The 18,518-nt window shown below is 37.6% G+C and carries 19 protein-coding genes and 2 tRNA genes; 10 read left to right on the top strand and 11 right to left on the bottom strand.

Annotated elements, in window-relative coordinates; all coding sequences use genetic code 11:
* Positions 1-18: 18 nt before the first annotated feature.
* From NUV40_02690 to NUV40_02680, 3 genes are all read right to left on the bottom strand, one after another.
* Complete coding sequence (locus NUV40_02690) at positions 19-579, bottom strand: type II secretion system GspH family protein (GenBank protein ID MCR4342789.1); 561 nt, start codon at positions 577-579, stop codon at positions 19-21.
* Between the two features lie 363 nt (positions 580-942).
* Complete coding sequence (locus tag NUV40_02685) at positions 943-2,616, bottom strand: GspE/PulE family protein (GenBank protein ID MCR4342788.1); 1,674 nt, start codon at positions 2,614-2,616, stop codon at positions 943-945.
* A 102-nt stretch (positions 2,617-2,718) separates the two neighbouring features.
* Positions 2,719-3,288: a hypothetical protein gene (locus NUV40_02680; protein MCR4342787.1), complete on the bottom strand. Its 570-nt coding sequence runs from the start codon at positions 3,286-3,288 to the stop codon at positions 2,719-2,721.
* A gap of 104 nt (positions 3,289-3,392) precedes the next feature.
* Here NUV40_02680 and tsaE point away from each other — a divergent pair, with 104 nt between their 5' ends.
* Positions 3,393-3,851: a tRNA (adenosine(37)-N6)-threonylcarbamoyltransferase complex ATPase subunit type 1 TsaE gene (gene tsaE, locus NUV40_02675; GenBank protein MCR4342786.1), complete on the top strand. Its 459-nt coding sequence runs from the start codon at positions 3,393-3,395 to the stop codon at positions 3,849-3,851.
* 48 nt (positions 3,852-3,899) lie between these two features.
* Here the strand turns inward: tsaE and NUV40_02670 are convergent, their stop codons facing one another.
* Positions 3,900-4,148, bottom strand: coding sequence for a DUF202 domain-containing protein (locus NUV40_02670; protein ID MCR4342785.1), 249 nt, complete (start codon positions 4,146-4,148; stop codon positions 3,900-3,902).
* A 158-nt stretch (positions 4,149-4,306) separates the two neighbouring features.
* Between NUV40_02670 and NUV40_02665 the strand changes: the two genes are divergently transcribed.
* From NUV40_02665 to NUV40_02655, 3 genes are read left to right on the top strand one after another with little or no spacing between them, the layout of a single operon-like run.
* Positions 4,307-6,616: a DNA polymerase gene (locus NUV40_02665; protein ID MCR4342784.1), complete on the top strand. Its 2,310-nt coding sequence runs from the start codon at positions 4,307-4,309 to the stop codon at positions 6,614-6,616.
* Positions 6,617-6,619: 3 nt separating this feature from the next.
* Positions 6,620-7,543, top strand: a complete 924-nt coding sequence (locus NUV40_02660) for a hypothetical protein (GenBank protein MCR4342783.1) — start codon at positions 6,620-6,622, stop codon at positions 7,541-7,543.
* A 12-nt stretch (positions 7,544-7,555) separates the two neighbouring features.
* The gene (locus NUV40_02655) at positions 7,556-8,728 is read left to right on the top strand and encodes a glycosyltransferase family 4 protein (protein MCR4342782.1); all 1,173 of its coding nucleotides are present in this window, start codon (positions 7,556-7,558) and stop codon (positions 8,726-8,728) included.
* Here the strand turns inward: NUV40_02655 and rpsT are convergent.
* Entirely contained in the window at positions 8,712-8,975 is a 264-nt protein-coding gene (gene rpsT / locus NUV40_02650) for a 30S ribosomal protein S20 (protein ID MCR4342781.1), read from the bottom strand. The two genes, NUV40_02655 and rpsT, sit on opposite strands and share 17 nt — an antisense overlap.
* A 118-nt stretch (positions 8,976-9,093) precedes the next feature.
* Here rpsT and ruvA point away from each other — a divergent pair, with 118 nt between their 5' ends.
* Together ruvA and murE are read left to right on the top strand one after the other, a co-directional pair.
* Positions 9,094-9,693: a Holliday junction branch migration protein RuvA gene (ruvA, locus tag NUV40_02645; protein MCR4342780.1), complete on the top strand. Its 600-nt coding sequence runs from the start codon at positions 9,094-9,096 to the stop codon at positions 9,691-9,693.
* A gap of 23 nt (positions 9,694-9,716) precedes the next feature.
* The gene (gene murE / locus NUV40_02640; GenBank protein MCR4342779.1) at positions 9,717-10,991 is read left to right on the top strand and encodes a UDP-N-acetylmuramyl-tripeptide synthetase; all 1,275 of its coding nucleotides are present in this window, start codon (positions 9,717-9,719) and stop codon (positions 10,989-10,991) included.
* 2 nt (positions 10,992-10,993) lie between these two features.
* On the opposite strand, the gene NUV40_02635 is transcribed toward murE, so the two are convergent.
* The gene (locus tag NUV40_02635; protein MCR4342778.1) at positions 10,994-12,235 is read right to left on the bottom strand and encodes an N-acetylmuramoyl-L-alanine amidase; all 1,242 of its coding nucleotides are present in this window, start codon (positions 12,233-12,235) and stop codon (positions 10,994-10,996) included.
* 19 nt (positions 12,236-12,254) lie between these two features.
* Between NUV40_02635 and mutM the strand changes: the two genes are divergently transcribed.
* The 3 genes from mutM (at position 12,255) to NUV40_02620 (ending at position 15,458) form a co-directional block, all read left to right on the top strand.
* Positions 12,255-13,085 carry a DNA-formamidopyrimidine glycosylase gene (mutM, locus tag NUV40_02630; GenBank protein ID MCR4342777.1) on the top strand — a complete coding sequence of 277 codons (831 nt, stop codon included), beginning with the start codon at positions 12,255-12,257 and terminating at the stop codon, positions 13,083-13,085.
* A 391-nt stretch (positions 13,086-13,476) separates the two neighbouring features.
* Positions 13,477-14,253 (top strand): hypothetical protein, encoded by a 777-nt coding sequence (locus NUV40_02625; GenBank protein MCR4342776.1) that lies wholly within the window; start codon positions 13,477-13,479, stop codon positions 14,251-14,253.
* A 320-nt stretch (positions 14,254-14,573) separates the two neighbouring features.
* On the top strand, positions 14,574-15,458 hold the full coding sequence (locus tag NUV40_02620; protein ID MCR4342775.1) for a hypothetical protein: 885 nt from the start codon (positions 14,574-14,576) through the stop codon (positions 15,456-15,458).
* A 210-nt stretch (positions 15,459-15,668) separates the two neighbouring features.
* On the opposite strand, the gene NUV40_02615 is transcribed toward NUV40_02620, so the two are convergent.
* The 3 genes from NUV40_02615 to NUV40_02605 form a co-directional block, all read right to left on the bottom strand.
* Positions 15,669-15,740: transfer RNA gene (locus NUV40_02615), tRNA-Arg, on the bottom strand.
* A gap of 18 nt (positions 15,741-15,758) precedes the next feature.
* Positions 15,759-15,831: transfer RNA gene (locus NUV40_02610), tRNA-Lys, on the bottom strand.
* A gap of 156 nt (positions 15,832-15,987) precedes the next feature.
* Entirely contained in the window at positions 15,988-16,455 is a 468-nt protein-coding gene (locus NUV40_02605; GenBank protein ID MCR4342774.1) for a hypothetical protein, read from the bottom strand.
* A gap of 129 nt (positions 16,456-16,584) precedes the next feature.
* Here NUV40_02605 and NUV40_02600 point away from each other — a divergent pair, with 129 nt between their 5' ends.
* Entirely contained in the window at positions 16,585-17,142 is a 558-nt protein-coding gene (locus NUV40_02600) for an arginine decarboxylase, pyruvoyl-dependent (GenBank protein MCR4342773.1), read from the top strand.
* A gap of 256 nt (positions 17,143-17,398) precedes the next feature.
* Here NUV40_02600 and NUV40_02595 read toward each other — a convergent pair whose 3' ends face one another.
* A complete protein-coding gene (locus tag NUV40_02595) occupies positions 17,399-17,860 on the bottom strand; it encodes a hypothetical protein (GenBank protein ID MCR4342772.1) in 462 nt (153 codons plus the stop codon).
* Positions 17,861-17,914: 54 nt separating this feature from the next.
* The gene (locus NUV40_02590; GenBank protein ID MCR4342771.1) at positions 17,915-18,439 is read right to left on the bottom strand and encodes a hypothetical protein; all 525 of its coding nucleotides are present in this window, start codon (positions 18,437-18,439) and stop codon (positions 17,915-17,917) included.
* Positions 18,440-18,518: the final 79 nt, after the last annotated feature.

Here is an 18,518-nt window from a genome sequence, read left to right as displayed (position 1 = left end):
AAAAAGTTATTATATCAATTATTCAAATAAATCATCATAACTGGAAGTTAACCCCCAGTTTGTAAAACTTAAATCATTGCCTGTTTCATATCTATTGTTGGATAGCCCGCCGTCTTTTTGCATTTTTCCAGAATCATACAATATTGACATGATTTTATATTTTTGCCCATCCGGGCTATAAATATAGCACGCTTTTTTATTAGGGTTTGACGGCGATTCTCCAAATATATACATAATCTGCTGTTGAGTAAAGTATCCTTTGTTTTGCAGTTCATTGAAAAAATTTGAAGGATCGCTTTCGGAGCAATCAACGCATCTTTCAGAATTGCAATTAGGCGCAACGGGAAGCGTGTCGTATGTGCTATAGTCTTGATAGTATAGTTCTAACGCTTTCGTAACTTCTTGTATAACCCTTATTTCATTAGCATCGCTGGCGCTTCTTCTGGCGCTAAGAGTGAAAGCAAAGATAGCAGAGCTTAATATTCCTATAATGGCAATTACTGCCAATAATTCTATAAGAGTAAAGCCTCTTTCGGCAGTATTTTTATTAGTTTGGTGTACATTTTGCTTACTTGACATAATAATAGTTATGTGCTAGGTTATATATAGGTTCATGAATTTTATCGGGGTTAATTGTATTTTACCATATTTTGCTGATATATAATATAATTCAATGTTTAATTTCCTTTATTGGCGATTAAGCTTTAATATTGAGAACTGAATAAGAAACCACTTAAATTTTCAGGCAAAAGCTTTGCGCTTTATCGGGTTTTGTTTAAAGGGTACTTTGGCTCCCCGCCTTGGCGGGGCAAGCTGGGGGATTACTAAAAATAAAACCTAAACTTTTGACGAATGTTGGAAGTTCCAGCCTGAAAATTTAAGTGGTTTCTTATTTACCTCGCCAAGGCGGGGTTTACCGTTTCTTGGCGGGGTAACTCCGCATTAATATTCAAGCTCAATAACTCTGCCAAGTTCATCAAGCGATGTCTCTCCGTTTAGGACTTTAAGTATTCCATCTTGAGACATCGTCATTATTTTTTGTTTTTTAGTTTCTTCTCTTATGTCCGATTCGGTTGGATTTTTTAAAATAAGCCTCTCTACATCATCGTCTACCAGTATAGCCTCAAAGATGCCGATTCTCCCTTTATATCCGGTATTACTGCATTTATCGCAGTTTCCCGCTTTATAAATTTCTATATTTTCCATGTTTGGTTCTTCCGTGCTTTCCGGTAAAGATTCAATAATTTTCAATATTAAGGACATTTCTTCTTTAGTAGGAACGGTTTTCATTTTGCAAGAATCACAAAGTTTCCTGACTAGTCTTTGCGCAAGAGAAGCGTTCAAGGCAGGAGCGATAGTGTTCGGATTTACGCCAAGATCTATAAGTCGCGGTATTGTGCCGGCGGCGTTATTAGTGTGGAGGGTTGAAAGGACGAGGTGTCCAGTAAGCGCCGCATTTATCGCGATTTTTGCCGTCTCCAAGTCTCTTATTTCACCGACCATTATCACATCAGGGTCTTGTCTTAAGATTGCTCTTAGTCCGTTTGCGAAGTCGTACCCTTTTTTTGCGTCAGTTTGAGTTTGGGTTATACCCGGGAGGTGGTATTCAATAGGGTCTTCAAGTGTGATTATTTTTATCTCGGGGGTTTTAATCTTTTTTAAAACAGCATAGAGCGTGGTCGTTTTTCCTGACCCTGTCGGTCCGGTCGTTAATATCATGCCGTTTGGCTTTTTAATTTCTTTGGAAAGTATTTCAAAGAGCCTTTTTTCTATGCCAAGCTCTTCAAAAGTTACGCTGATAGAATCAGGATTTAATATTCTCATTACAACGGATTCGCCATAAGCGCCGGGCACTGTTGAAGTTCTTATTTCAATATCAGTATCTTTTATATGGATAGAAAATCGGCCGTCTTGAGCCCTGTCTTTTATATTGAGTTTTAGCCCGGAGACAAGTTTTATTCTTGAGAGAATAAGCTGGTATATTTTATGTTCAAAGAACACGATATCATGGAGTACTCCATCAAGACGAAATCTTAACCTTATATTTTCTTCTTCCGGTTCAATGTGTACGTCAGAGGCTCCTATCTTTATCCCTCCGGCTAATATAACTTCTAGAATTTCAGAAACTTGATGGGCTTTTTTTGTTTCTATTATTTCAATGATAGTTTTTTTAAATGAAGTTATGTTATCGGTTTTTTCCATTAATTCTTCAAGCTTATTGCCTGAGATATCAATAGCTCCGATTGTTACTTCTGTAAATTTCGGCACTTCTTTATAACGACCCCAAGCCTTCTCAAGACTGTTTTTAGAGACCATAAATACAGTCAAGATATAACCTTTATCTTCAAGGCTTTTTAATATTTCTTTTGTTTTGTCAGGATTCGGGCTTTGAATGGCCGCTTGGAGCTTTTTACCTACGCTTTGAAATACGGCCATATTAGCTTCGCGAGACTCTTTTTCAGGGATAATCTTAAGTGAATCAAGGTCTATAGTTACGGTTGAAAGGTCAAGATAAGGGAGATTATATTTCCCCGCTAAAAGTTTGGTTAAATCTTCTTCTTCTTTATCCCTCCATTTATTAAGTTTTTCTTCGTTGTCGTCACTGGGTAAAGTCATTGTTATATATGATAGCTTAATTACAGATTTGCTTCAACGCCTGCCTGCCGGCAGGCAGGGCTAAACGGCTCACTCCTCTTGAGGAGTGAGCCGTTTAAGGGATTATTGGATTACTTCTTTTATAGCCTTTCTTATCTCCAGCTCCGCTTCAGAGAAATTTGTATAAGGTCCGGCGATTAAATAATTGTCTTTAGAAGAAAAATTTGATTTTTCTTTCATTTTTTCAAATATATCATCTCGGCTGTTTGGTTTTATGATGCACCATATGCCATTTTTATCTTGCCAGAATATTATAGCAATAGGTTGAGGAGGGATATTTCTTATGATTTCTTCCAATATATGATTGAAAAAATTGGCTGATTTTGATTCTGCTTTAGATTTTCTAATATCTTCAAGCGACACAAAAGACCAAGAGCTTAAAAATAATTTATTTTCTCTTGTTCTTGCAAGCGCTCGGCCTAAGACTTGGGCAAACTGATTGCTTCTTTCTTTATTTTGGGTCAGAAGGGCAATTGGCGCGTTAAAGATTAGATCGCTCGGATTAATTTTATTTTTTTTAGAGACTATGGTTATAGAAAAATTATCGTCATTTTCATCATAAGAAAGTTCTGAGATTTCATGCATTTTTTTCGGAATTTTGATGGTCAGTTTATTTTCATCTTTCTTTTTCATTCTTTATTCGTATCATTTTATCGGTAGCTAAACAAGGTTGACAGTGGAGAGAGTGAGTGTTAGTCAGAGAGATTTTTCTCGTCTAAAATGTTAAAATAGAGGAAATGAAAAAAATAACAACTAATCTTAAGGAGACGCAATCGCTTGCTAGTGACTTGGCAAAAGAGATTATGAAAGAGTCCGGCGATAAGGCAAAAGTGATTGGACTTATAGGTGACTTGGGTGCCGGTAAGACAACCTTTACTCAGGCTTTTGCCGAGACTCTTGGGGTGAAGGAGAAAGTTTCCAGCCCCACTTTTGTAATAGAGAAGATTTATAAAATTCCCAAACTACGGAAGTGCGACGTCCGTAGAAAACAATTTGAACATCTTATCCACATTGACGCTTATAGAATTGAGGATAACCGAGAGATTATTCATTTGGGTTGGAAAGAGATAATAGATAATCCGAAAAATATAATCCTAGTGGAATGGGCGGATAAGGTGGAGGAGATATTGCCGAAAGATACTCAAAAAATATTTTTTAAATTTATTGATGAGAATACCAGGGAAATTAAAATGTAATAAAAATATTTACCAATGTCAACCTGCCACGTTGACATGGATGCATGATTAACTGTTGTTTATTTTCTTTTTATATTTAATATGCCTTGCGCTGCCATAAATAAATAATACTATTCCAAATAATACTGAAGCCACGGCCAATATTATAAAATATATTGAAGGAACGAATTTGATTAGAAACGCTCCTGAAACTAAAAATGCAAGTGATGTTCTCCAGTATGCTAAGAGTGTTCTTTCGTTTGCAAGATGAGTCCTTTCTTCTGCCAAGTCGTCTCTTGTTGTTGCCTGTTCTTCCATGTTTTTATTTTACCATTTTCAAAAGTTTAGTATTTTTTCTTGTTCCATATGTATAAAGTATATCAAAAATAAAGAGAATCGACAATTTTCAAGTTGAATCCATTTTTCGGATAATATGCTGATTATATAATATAATATATAATAGTTAAAAGCTAATTATGAAAAATTCAGACAAAAAAGATAAGAAAACTCTGGTACTATTGGACGCCCACGCCATCCTTCACAGGGCATACCACGCCTTGCCTGACTTTAAGTCTCAGGTGACGGGCGAGCCGACGGGCGCCTTGTATGGAGTAGCGGCTTTTGTCATAAAAGTTATCCGAGAGCTTAAACCCGACTACATTGCTGCCTGTTACGATCTACCGGAGCCGACTTTCCGTCATATCGCTTATGATGAATATAAGGGAAAAAGACCGAAGATGGACAGCGAGCTTGCCGGGCAGATAGATAGGTCTCGTGACTTGATGAAAGCTTTCGATATCCCTATTTATGAGAAACCGGGATTTGAAGCGGATGATATTTTGGGGACGATTGTTGAGAAACTTAAAGATAAGGATGATATAAAAATATTTATTGCTTCGGGCGATATGGATACGATGCAGTTGGTCAAAAATGGCGATGTGGTCGTCTACACTCTCAAGAAGGGGATAAACGATACGATGATTTACGATCAGAAGGCGGTTAAAGAACGCTTTGGTTTTCTGCCAATATTCTTGCCAGATTTTAAAGGGCTCTCCGGAGACCCGTCTGATAATATAATAGGCGTGCCTGGTATTGGAGCTAAGACAGCGTCAGCTCTTATAGAAAATTTTGGCAAGATTGAAAATATTTATAAAAAATTAAAAACAAAAAAAGGAGAGGAAGAATTCATAGAGAAAGGATTTAAACCAAGGATTATAAACTTGTTAAAGGAACATGAAGAAGATGCTCTTTTTTCTAAAGAGCTTGCGACGATAAGAAAAGATGCGCCAATAGAGTTTTCTTTAAAAGAGGCTGAGTTTAAGGATATTTCTCAAGATGAAGAAAGGAAAAAAGAGGTGAAAGATATTTTTGCCAACCTTGGGTTTAATAGTCTAATGACCCGACTCAATGGAGTGGTAGATAACAATAATGAAATTGCTTTGAATAACCCTGATAACGTTAAGAAAAATGAAGAAAAAGCAGTATCTCTCAAGGAGAGTATTTTAAAGAAGACTGAAGAGATGTATAAAGGGGGAGTTTTTTCAAAAGAGGTTTATGAGATAGAGAGCCGTCTGATGCCGGTAGTCTTGGAAATGGAGAAAAATGGAGTACTCCTTGATATCGATTTTTTAAAGAAGCTCTCTGTCGAATATCATAAAAAGGAGGAAAAAATGGAAGAGAAGATATGGAAACTGGCGGGAAAGGAATTCAATATAGATTCACCCAAACAGCTTTCAGATATTTTGTTTGTTACACTCGGTATTAGTAGTAAAAAAATTAAAAAGACACCCGGGGGGGTGCTTTCCACTAAGGCTTCTGAGCTTGAGAAACTTAGGGGTGAATTTCCTATCATAGATGATATTCTTTCTTATCGTGAAATAAGAAAGCTTCTTACGACTTATGTTGATAGTTTGCCGAAGTTGGTGGAGAGTGACGGTCGTCTTCATGCCAGGTTTGACCAGCTTGGCACTGCGACAGGGCGCTTTGCTTCAAGTGAGCCGAATTTGCAGAATATTCCTGTTAAGAGCGAGCTTGGTAGAAACATAAGAAAGGCTTTTATCGCGCCTAAAGGCGCTAAGTTTGTCGCTTTTGATTATTCTCAGATAGAGCTTAGAGTGCTTGCCATCTTGAGCGAAGACAGAGAGCTGATGAGTGTTTTTAAAAATGGCGGAGATATCCATGCTTCTGTTGCGGCGCATGTTTTTAAGGTTGAGCCGAAAGATGTGGATCGCGAGATGAGGAGAAAGGCTAAAGTCATAAATTTCGGCATTATCTATGGTATGGGAATTAACGCTTTGCGCGCCAATCTTGATTGTCCAAGAAAAGAAGCGCAGGAATTTTATGATAAATATTTTGAAAGTTTTCCGCGAGTAGCCGAGTATTTGAAAGAGCAGAAAGATAAAGCTTATAAGCTCGGATTTACGGAAACATTATTTGGCAGGAAGAGGTATTTCCCGGAAATAAGCTCGCGTATTCCTTTCATTCAGAAAGAAGCGGAGCGTCAGGCTACTAATCATCCTATCCAAGGGACGGCGGCTGATATTATAAAAATAGCAATGGTTAAGGTAAGAGAGGCGCTTTTAAAAAAGGGTTTATCAAAGAGGGCGCGTTTAATTCTCCAGATTCATGATGAACTTGTTTTTGAAGTAGACGAGAGCGCTGTTAATCAAGCAATAAAAATAATCAAAGAAGAAATGGAGGGGGCGATAGGAGAAAAATCAAAAGGCGTTCCGATTTTGACAGATATTAAAATCGGGAATAATTGGGACGAGATGGAAAAAGAATAATATATGATCTATTTAATTCACGGTAAAGATACTTATAGAAGCAGGCGCAAACTTGGTGAAATTATTTCCAGTTTTAAGAGTAAGGGATCTAATTTTGCTTTTTTCAGTATTGAGGAAGGTGATTTTTCCGCTCTTTTGATGGAGGAGCTTTTAAGGTCGCAATCGCTGTTTGAAAAGAAAAATGTGGTTGTTCTTAACCGTATTTTGGAAGAGGCGATAGCTCGTGATTTTATTATGGAAAAAATAAAAGAGATATCGGCATCGCCTAATATTTTTCTTTTTTGGGAAGAAGAGATTAGTAAAAGTATTTTAGATAAAATTTCTGATTTTATCGGCAAGGCGCAGGAATTCAAATTGCTTGAAAAGCAGAAATTAAAAGATTTCTTAAAAGGAGAATTGAAGAAAATAAATATGAAAATTGATATATCAGTGGAATTTGAAATTCTTGAAAAATACGGTTCTGATTTGTGGGGCATAAAGAGTGAAATTGAAAAGCTTGCTTTGTTAAACCAAAGCGATACCCAAGATAAGTTTAAAGGGTCAGTGTCCGGGTGGGGTGAGATAAATATCTTTCACCTGACAGACGCCTTTGGTAGTAAAGATAAAAGACGCGCATGGGTTCTCTACCAGAAAGCGCTTCTCTCCGGACTTCCGGCTGAAGAAGTATTTTGGAAACTCTCTTGGCAGGTGAAAAATATTTTACTAGTGAAGAGAATGTCTGAAGAATTAAAAAAAAGCGCAGAAGAAATTATAAAAGAAAGTAAAATCAATCCTTTTGTTGTAAAAAACTGCCTGAGCTTTGCAAAAAATTTCGAGACAGATAAATTAAATGATTTGTATTTAGAGCTTGTTGATATTTATAATAGTGTAAGGAAGGGAAAGACGGAGTTTGACATAAGTGTTGAAAAGTTTCTGCTTTCGTATTAGGCTTTAAATATAATGCAAAAACCTAAAATCTTAATTTTTTCTATCGCTTACTCGCCTTTTTGGGGAGGGGCGGAGATTGCCGTCAAAGAGATAACAGAAAGACTGTCTAGTGATTTTGAGTTTGATATGATCACTCTCGCCTTAGAAAAAGGGCTCCAGAAGAAAGAGAAGATAAGTGCTATAAATATGTATCGTATCGGTGGGGGGAAATTGCTTTTTCCTATCATGGCGTTTTTAAAAGCGAGAAAGCTGAATAAAGAAAGAGACTATAATATCGTCTGGTCAATCATGGCAAATCGAGCCGGTTTTGCGGCGCTATTTTTTAAACTTTTCTCCACTCCAAAGAAGCCCGAAGATCCACCTGTAAAATTTTTACTTACTTTGCAAGAAGGCGATGAGCTTAATTACCCAAAGAAGCGGGCCGGTATCTTTTGGATTTTTATCTCCCCTTTCTTTAAAATGATTTTTAAGAAAGCGGATTTTATCCAGGCGATAAGTTCGTTTTTGGCAGAATGGGGTATAAGTATAAGAAAATCTCCTGACAATGTAGCAGTTGTGCCAAACGGGGTCGACCTAGATAAATTTAAAATTGATTTATTTAATAAAAGAGAAGTGCGAAAAAGTTTTAATCTTAAGTTAGACGATAATGTTATTGTCACTACTTCGCGCCTGGTTCCTAAAAATGGAATAGTAGATTTGGTGGAGTCAATTCACCTTTTTATTGATAAATATAATATACCAGTTAAACTCCTAATTCTTGGCGAAGGAGAAGAAAGGGCGAAAATCGAATCTTTGATAAAAAAATACAAACTAGAGAAATACGTATTTCTCTTAGGTTTTATCCCACAAGATAAAATTTATGATTATCTCTATGCTTCAGATATTTTTATCAGGCCGTCTTTAACAGAGGGGTTGGGTAATTCGTTTCTAGAGGCGATGGCAGCCGGTCTTCCGGTTATAGGGACACCTGTCGGCGGGATACCGGATTTTCTTGAAGACGGCGTTACTGGTCTTTTCTGCAAACCTAGAGATCCGGAGAATATTGCAGACGCTATATATAAACTTTTAAGTGATGCGAGTTTAAAACAAAAAATTGCCCAGAACGGGCAATCTCTTGTTTTTGAAAATTATGGTTGGGGTACAGTCTCAGGAGAAATGAAAACTATCTTTAAGCGATTGATTTAAGTAACTTGATGATACCGGACTTTTTTCTAGAAGCGGTATTCTTCTTTATGATTCCTCTTTTTGCGGCTTTATCAATTGCTTTATAGGCCATAGACACAAGTTTAGAAGCCTCATCTTTTTTCTTTTCTGATACAAGCTTTTTAAAATTTTTGATGGCATCCTTCATTTCACCCATTCTTTTGATGTTGAATAGTCTCTTTTTTTCTGAGACGCGGATTGCTTTTTTCGCTCCTCTTGTGATTGGCATAAAATTAAATATAGCATACTCGCTTTAAAATGCAACATCTCAATAAATATATGGATGCCGGACATCTATATATTTTAAAAAGTGATAAAAAGTGCAATTTTTCCGAAAATAAATTAAAATGAAGACAATGATTTCCCACATAACCGGAAAAATTATCTTAAAAGGTGAAAAATTTGCAGTTTTAGATGTAAGCGGTGTTGGTTACCATGTATATACCACACTTGATACTTTAAGAAGGCTTCCTAAGGATAGTAACGAAAATGTGTCTTTCTGGACACATTTATATGTAAGAGAGAACATTATGGAGCTTTACGGGTTTGCCGCTTATCCTGAGCTTAAGTTTTTTGAGATGCTTATAGGGATATCTGGTATTGGTCCGAAAGGGGCGATGGGTGTGCTTTCTGTGGCGCCGATTGATACTTTGCGTCAGGCTATTGCTTCAGGTGATACCACTTATCTTACCAAGGTGTCAGGTATAGGAAAAAAGATTGCCGATAAGATAGTTTTAGAGCTTAAAGATAAACTCGGCGGGTCTATTTATACACCAATCGGCGGTATGCTTAAAGACGATCAAGACGTGATAGATGCCCTTCAATCTTTAGGCTACTCGTTAAATGAATCTCGTGAAGCGTTAAAACAAATTCCGGACGATGTTGCCGGTACTAATAATAGGATAAAAGAAGTTTTAAAAAACTTAGGTTCAAATAAACCCCGTTAGAAATTTCAAAAAATAAATTTTATATGTTTGATATTGATAAATATTTAAGGATTATTCGGAAAATTATCCCGATAAGAATTTTTAAAGCTACTCAGCCGGCTTATCACTTTCTTCTGGCATTTTTTGCAGCTCTTGTTTATAGGTTTCCATCAAGAAAGATTTTTGTTTTAGGTATTACAGGGACAAAAGGCAAGACAAGCACGCTTGAAATTGCAAATGCTATCTTAGAAAAAGCCGGTTATAAGACAGCGCTTTCTTCCACCCTAAGATTTAAAGTGAGAGGTGAGTCAGAGAATAATCTTATGAAGATGACGATGCCCGGCCGTTTTTTTACGCAGAAGTTTTTGCGTAAGGCTGTAAAAGAGAAATGCCAATACGCCTTACTCGAGATTACTTCTGAAGGGGCGAAACAATTTAGACATAAATTCATATCGCTTGATGCGTTGATTTTTACTAATCTCACTAAGGAGCACATAGAGTCGCATGGTTCTTTTGAGGCGTATAGAGACGCTAAACTTAAGATAGCGAAAGCACTCGAGCGTTCTAAGAAGAAGAGAAGGATTATCATAGCAAATAGTGACGACGAAAATGCCAGTCGTTTCTTAAATATTAAAGTGCCTGAGAAGATTAGTTACAGTATTAAAGACGGAGAGCCTTTTACTCTAAAAAAGAACGGCATTGATTTTACGTTTAAAGGAGAAAAAATCTCCACATATTTATCTGGTGGTTTTAACTTATACAACATTTTATCGGCATCTTCCTTCGCGTTTAGCCAGAGTGTCGGTGTAGAAACTATTAAGAAGGCTATTGAAGAATTCAAAGGGACACCCGGTAGAATGGAAGAAGTGGATGAAGGACAAGATTTTACTGTCGTGGTGGATTATGCCCATACTGCGGATTCTTTAGAAAAGGTTTATGAAGTGTTTCAAAATTCTTCCAAGATTTGCGTCCTTGGCTCAACTGGCGGTGGCAGGGATAAATGGAAGAGACCCGAGCTCGGCAGAATCGCGGATAATTATTGCCAGCATATAATCCTTACAAATGAAGATCCGTACGATGAAGATCCTAAGAAAATTGTGGAAGATGTTGCAGTTGGCATCAAGAGGCCAGTTTATGAAATAATAATGGACAGAAGAGAGGCGATAAGAAAGGCTTTAAGTTTAGCCAAGACTGGTGACACGGTTATAATTACAGGAAAAGGCACAGACCCTTATATAATGGGACTAGACGGGACGAAGCTCGAGTGGAGCGACTCAAAAATTACAAGAGAGGAGCTTAAGGTTTTACTGAATAAATAAATCTATTTAGTAAAAATCTCATTAAGTTTTTGACGAGTGATTGGCCCGACAAGCCCAAGTGGCGGTTCTATATTATATTTTCTTTGAAATTCTTTCACGGCTTCGTCTGTGCATTTCCCGAAATTTCCGTTGATTGGACATTCATTTTTGCTGAGCATTTTTGGCGGATAAATTTCGCTTTGCGCCAAAGCAAGTTGAAGCGCAAAAACATCTTTATTGCCTTTTAGCCCTTTGTTTAAGTTGTCATTCCAAGAATAAGAATTGTTTAGAGTATCGTATTGCAGAGTCAGTGGATTATTTTCGCCTTCAAAGAAATTTTTTATCCCTAAGTATGTTTGATAAGCGGCTTCTTCCAAGGCGACCTTTCTTATATTTTCATTTATAAATTGCGATTCATAGATATACCCGTATTCTATGAAAAGAACAGCAGAATCCAAAGAATTATTTGCCCCTATGGCGATAAGCTCTTGGTCTTCTATTATGCTGTTTTGTTCTTTCGGCATATCGCTGACAGGCAGATATTTTTTAAGTTGATCAAAGACCGGTTTTGCTAATGCCATACTTGCTTTGGAATTGGAGAATTGTTTTTCCGGTATGTATATGGCAAAGCCGGAATATTCCCCGCTTTTGTCGTATCGCCTGCCAGGGTAGTCATTGAAATGAATATTGATGACTATATCTATGTCATTTTCATTGGCCCATTTGTTTATGCCATATAATTTTATTATAGTCTTTTCTGAAGCGCTATTGTGTTCAACGGTATTATTTATCTCCACTAACCCAATCTGGACGACCGTGTTCATCATGTTTTTATACTGGCTTATGAATTGGATTATAGAATCTTTATTTTTATTAAAATAATTCGAGAAAATAGAATTGTAACCATATTTATTTCTTACTAAAAATACATCAAACTCTTTTTCTTTTTCAAAAAAGTTTTTTAGATATTCTGCCAGCTCTATATTTAAGTCTGCTTCTTTTATCCCTTTGAATTGTGCCCCAAAGACATCATCATCGTGCCCTGGGACTATAAGTATGTTTAGTTTATCTTTTTCTTTCTCGGCAAGTTTATATGTATCTTTCATTTCTGTCTCGGTAATACTGTCTATGAAGAATACTCCCGCAAGGAAATTCTCTACCGGTCTGATGGAAAGAGCATCGCTCTTTCCGGATAAAATCAAAGCTCCGCTTAAGATAGCGCCGGTAATCAAAAGCAGATAAATTGTATTTTTTATTAGATTCATATGTATTATTATACAGTATATGCCTGAATTACCAGAGGTTCAAACAACAGTTTCCGGACTTAATGAATTTTTACCCGGCCTTAAGATTCGGGGTGTCTGGTCTGACTGGAAAAAAATGATTAAGTTTCCAAAATCTTTTAGTAGTTTTAAGAAAGAATTAATCGGGCATAAGATTATAAAAGTAGAGAGAAGAGGGAAAAATATTTTGATTTATTTATCGGATGATAAAACGCTCCTTATCCATATGAAGATGACCGGCTCGCTTTTTTACGGTGATGGTTTGGGGGTTAAGTTTAACCACCTTGTATTAAATTTATCTAATGGAAAACAATTGACCCTTTCTGATCTTCGTAAATTCGCCAAGGTTTTGATTTGGCCGACAAGCAGATTAGCCGACCTTTCTGATATAAATAAGATAGGCCGTGACGCTCTGGAAAAAGATTTATCATTAAAGAAATTTAAAGATATTCTGAAAAAGAGACCTAACGGGAAGATAAAGCAAATTTTGATGGATCAGGATATCGTTGCCGGCATAGGAAATATCTATTCGGATGAAATTTTGTGGTATTCCGGTATTCACCCCTTGAGAAAAATTTCCAGTATTAAAGAGAATGAATTTAAAAAGATTTATAAAAATATGCGCTTGGTATTGAAAAAAGCGATAAAGCTCGGCGGTGACTCAATGTCTGATTATAGGAATATTTACGGTGAGAAAGGCCACTATCAAGACCACCATAAGGTGTATCATCGAGAAGGGGAGCCGTGCCTGAAGAGGGGATGTAGAGGAATAATAAAAAGGATAAAAATTGGCGGACGCTCGGCTTGTTTCTGCCCCGTTTGCCAGAAATAGATTAAAACCGAAGCCGATACCCGACGTCGATTCTTGATTTTTTGTAAACATCTGTAAACATAAAACTCAGTTTAGGTCATGTATATATTTTGTAACGACCGCTTCAAAATATATACATTAGTGTAATATGTATGTGTGTGTGGACATTATCGCAATTTATTGACTTTTGCCAACACTGTCCAACACCGAGTGTTGGACAGTGTTGGATAGTTGGACAGTGTTGAGTTATAGAAATTCGCTTGATTTTGTTTTGACTATATGGCATATTCAATGTGTAATTAGCTCTTTAATAATTGCTTCATTGTGAAGCAGTCGTCCGCCCGAGCGGTTTGGGTAATCTTAAATGCCAGTCGCTTATTTTGATAAATAGGCTAACGGCAAGGAGGCTATCATGGATTGGAAAAGAATTCCTGCGGGAACTTTAAATGCTGCAAGTCAGCGTTTCTGGGGAGCGCTTGGTGATGATGCTGGTGATGTTGCTCGTCTCATTAATCTTGATGAGACGTATCTTACTCTCCTGACTGATTTCGCTAAAAATCAAAGTCTTGGAGGCAAAACACTCTCAAATATTTATCCTCAGTGGGTTCGCGCTCGCGAGATCATGGGGGCGAACTTCTTCGGCGTCGAGGAAGCGATCAGGCACTTCGGGGTCAATCCCTCGAGAGCGCAGATCACCGCCTTGTCCGAGGTGCCATTCACTGAGGAAGTGTTGGAGTCTTGTAAGGACACGCACGTCCTTGTTGCTGTGCTTCCGATGTCGATCCTCAACATTCGTGGCAAGGTCGAGCGTAAGCTCTTCTTCAGTCACGACGACGCCTGGTACAATAAGCAGGCGTTTGCGAAGGACAAGGGCGAGGTCGGCTGGCGCCTGGTTTGCAAGACCCCGGTGCCGGACTCGACTTCGAAGACGTGGGACGAACAGCAGGCCACGCTCGACAAGAACGACGAAACGCCGAAGGCTCAGGTGATGGCCTACACTATCATCGGCCACTACCTCGCCACTGGCGAGCGACTGTTCGAGAACATCTATGTCAGATGTTCGGACCTCGACTCGGACGGTGACCGCGTCAATGTCGGTAGCTTCGATGTCGGGGGTCTGAGCGTCAGCTACTATTGGGACTACAGCCGCTACGGTTACATCGGTGTGTCCTCGGCCCGGAAGTCCTGAGTCTTGATTCCTTGAGAGCTCTGAAAAACATGTTTTTCAGCTCTTGGATCCCTTTCTGCAGCAGGCAGGCTTGAGCCTCTGTGCAAATTTTCCTCTGTTAATTCAGCTGGAACTATTTGCCGGAGGCTCTTTTTATTTGGATTAAAACCGATATCCGAAGTCGGTTGTTTTTGGTTTTTTGTAAACTCAAAACTCAGTTTAGGTCATGTATATATTTTGTAACGACCGCATCAAAATATATACATTTAAAAAGCGCCATAAGTATTTAGGCATTACACTTTTTATTTGCTCACATCAATGTTTCCAAGTATAGTATTTATATGGGAGATGATGCGAAAAAAGATTTAATATTTTTAATTTTGTTTTTGATAGGACTTGGTTTCGTCTGGTATTATACAGGCGGACTAAATAGAGAGACGGCAAAAAGTCCTTTTGTAATACCGCCCGGCTCTATCGGCGGTATCAGTTCAGGTCCTGCCGACGAAAAAGAAGTTATTGGTAGCGGAGCAACGCCTTCAAATGACACTTCTGGTCTTTCGGGTCAGTCGCTTGCAGATCTAATATCATTCGGATCTATATACAAAGCTAAAGAGACTGATCCGGAAAAAGAATATATAGAGATAAAGCTTTCTTCAAAGAGTGTTGATAAAGCACTTCTCTCAGGATTGAGGCTTAGAGGCGCGTATAACTTGGATTTGCCTATTGGAGATGGAGTTTATCTGTATTGGCCCGGTATTGTTAATAATAAAGAACCGATCTTTCTTGAGCCGGGAGGAAAAGCTATTATCACAACAGGTCAGTCTTCTATTGGCTATTCGTTTAGATTAAATAAATGCACCGGTTATCTTGAGCAGTTTCAGAATTTTAGCCCAAGTTTGCCTAAGGACTGCCTTTATCCGCGTGATGAAGATCTACCGTCAGGTCAGGGAGGACTTGATGATAAATGTCTTGATTATATTGATAAGCTTCCTAGATGTGAAATCGTCAAATCTATACCGGCTTATTTATCAAGCCAGTGTCAGGAATATGTAAGCACGAAGATAAATTATAAGTCATGCGTAGATACTCACAGAGATGACGCTGATTTTTATAAGAATGAATGGAGGATATTTTTAGGCCGAAATGATGAATTATGGAAAGAGAAAAGAGAAACAATCGAACTTTTAGACAAGTCAGGTAGTCTTATCAAATCAATCTCGTATTAATTCAAACAATGCCACTCCTGCGGCGACTGAAACATTGAGCGACTCTTTTTTTGCCATAGATTTACCTCTTTAATTCCATTCATATGTCCTCGCGAGGAATCGCCCAAGCACCACTAAAGGGTGCTGGGCGTCGTGTACTCTTCAGTAGTACACGACGAACCTCTATTACGAGCTCCGCAAGCTCGCTAATTTCCAGACCGCCATTGCCTTTGCTCTCAAGAGGAATCGAACCTCTATTACGAGCTCCGCAAGCTCGCGTTCTATCCTTTGAACTATGAGAGCAGTAAATGAATTTAAAAATGCGCCCGGAAGGACTTGAACCTTCGACCATCGGCTTAAAAGGCCGTTGCTCTACCAACTGAGCTACGGGCGCAAGATTTATATTGTTAATGTTATTGAACTGAACTTAATACCTTGCTCGGACCCTGTCCGCCCCTCTCTGGCGGGAACTGACCTGCCTGCTGGTAGGCAGGGCTACGGGCGCAAAATAATAGAAATAGAATAACCTGTTTTATCAATTTTATCAAGTTTAGAACTTCAAAAATTTTGAAATAATTTCAGAAAATGACTCTTCAATTTTTTTCTCTTTTATGAATTGTAAAAGTATTTCTTGTATAACTTCCGGGTCAGCATTCCCTAGAGGGATTGATAGGTGCGTCATAAGTAACTTATTAGACTTAAGGATTAGCTGTTTAGTATGCGGAGGATTATAGTTTATCCAAAAATATTCCAGATTTTCAAAAAGATAAAGTTTATTTCTGGCTTGTATCCCCTGAGGAGAGATTGAGAAATCAATAATATCCGGTTTTTTTGCCCCATACATAAGAATAGAAAATCCTGATATTCCGATAATGATACTTGCAAGAAAGTTTTTTAGTAAAACAGATCCAACAACAAGCGCTATTGTTATGATAATTACAACCCAAAACCAATCAGCTGATTTTTTATAGAAAATAAATTCCGGCGCTTGCCATTCTATTATTGGTGTTTCGTTCATCTGTATATTTTATCATATATAGGGTGATAAATAAAAAGATAAAAATAGTTCACAGCTGGTTCTTTTGCCATCTATCAATATTGTGCAAATAATGTATTATAATCTATTATAAAATATTAATTAAAAATTATGGTACCTAAGAAAGTATTTTTCACAAAGGGTGTAGGCAGGCATAAGGATTATCTTCAATCTTTTGAATTGGCGCTTCGCGACGCCGGCATAGAGACGCAAAATCTGGTTACCGTTTCAAGTATTTTCCCTCCGGGGTGCAAAAGAATTTCTAAAGATGAAGGGCTTAAGTATATGAGGGCCGGATCAATAAGATTTTGCGTTATGAGCAGGAATGCTACAGACGAGCCGAATAGGCTAATTGCCGCTTCTGTCGGTTTGGGAATTCCGAAGGATAATAATCAATATGGCTACCTAAGCGAGCATCATTCTTTTGGTGAGACGGAAGATAAGGCGGGGGAGTATGCTGAAGATTTGGCGGCTACTATGCTTGCCACCACTTTAGGAATTGAGTTTGACCCCGACAAGGCATGGGACGAGAGAGAAAAACAGTATAAAGCGAGCGGGAAGTTTATCACCACTACGAATATTACTCAATCCGCTATGGGGCATAAAGATGGTCTCTGGACGACAGTGCTTGCGGCCGCGGTATTTGTGCTTCCAAACGAGTGCGAGTAGGTAGAGAATCAATAGATTAAAATCAAAATTTATGGTGGTTAAAAGCAAAAAATTAATAAAAATTTTAGAACTGATTTTAATGCAACAAAGAATATTTTAATTAAATAATTAAAAATACCTAATCTTCCATGAAAGATTAAGTATTTTTATCTTTGGCGGGCTACCTCGGGCTGGAACCGTGGTCTGTCAAGTCTGGTAAAGCTATTTTAACCCTTTTGGGGTTATAAATCGAAGGTTCCTCGTGCGCCTTTGATTTTTAATAAGAGCTTATAAATTTATCTACAGCTAATTTAGTCTTGTGATAAAATGGCAACAAATTTAATTTATAAATTCCATTTATTTTTTCAAAAACAGAATTTACACCATTCCCAATATCTAAAACAATATCTTCTTTAATGTGAGCATTGTGAGATAGTTTGTTACGATAACCTTTCTCTATTATCTTTAATTCATTGCCAGATAAATTCAGATTATAATAGTCTTGGTTATTAAGAACTTTAAAATGTTCTCCAACATCATCTCCTCCTTTCATTACTATTGTTCCAATCGCGTCAGTAATGGATAAAAGTATCAATGCAGCCGGATAACCATAACAGCCTGCTGATTCATTCCAGCGAGGATCTTTGCTTTTATCAAAATCAATACAATATTTAGCTACTTCAATATATTCTTGAATAGCTTCCTTAATCATTGAGTTTTTGTCTTCGTGGAGTGCCATAAATTTATGTAATAAATTGTCTATATAGTTCTTCGTGCACTTTTACATTTAACGTTATCTACAAATCATGTAAATAATATTTCCAAAGGGTGCACCATAAGTAATAAAGTCAGGATTCCCTTTAAGCCACACGCCAAGCCCATTTGTTTTATTAAGAACTACCGTGCTAATCACGTTTTCATTAAACCAAATAGCCATAAGTTTTTGATTATTATTCTGCACAATTGTGAAATTTTCCCCCTCTGATGCTCCCGCTTGCATATCTCCTCCTGTTAGAAAATTGAGTGTTTTCTCATCTTTAATGTTCATCGCAATCTTATCTGTTCCTTTTTGAACCGAACCCTCAATACCATTAGTCAAATATTCCTCAGGACTACCAATTATGTCTGCAGAAACCAATGATTCGCATGCAAAAGACGTATTGCTGACAACGTTAAGAGTGTAGGGAAATGTAACTTTTACAGTATTAGTGACAGGATTATTTCCTTGAAATAAAAAGTATCCGCCGATAATTACAACGATAATTATCAAAATAGTAATCGGTTTTTTGTTTTCAATATTTAATTTATCCTTTTCCATATATTAATATTAACGCTACCAATAAATTTGTATAGCAAGAGTTACCTACATAGTACCTCGTGCTAGCTGTTAGATGCGG

This window comes from Patescibacteria group bacterium, from assembly GCA_024654625.1.
Classification (GTDB): domain Bacteria; phylum Patescibacteriota; class Minisyncoccia.
Note: the sequence above shows the minus strand (reverse complement) of the source record. Positions and strands in the feature narration are given on the sequence as shown.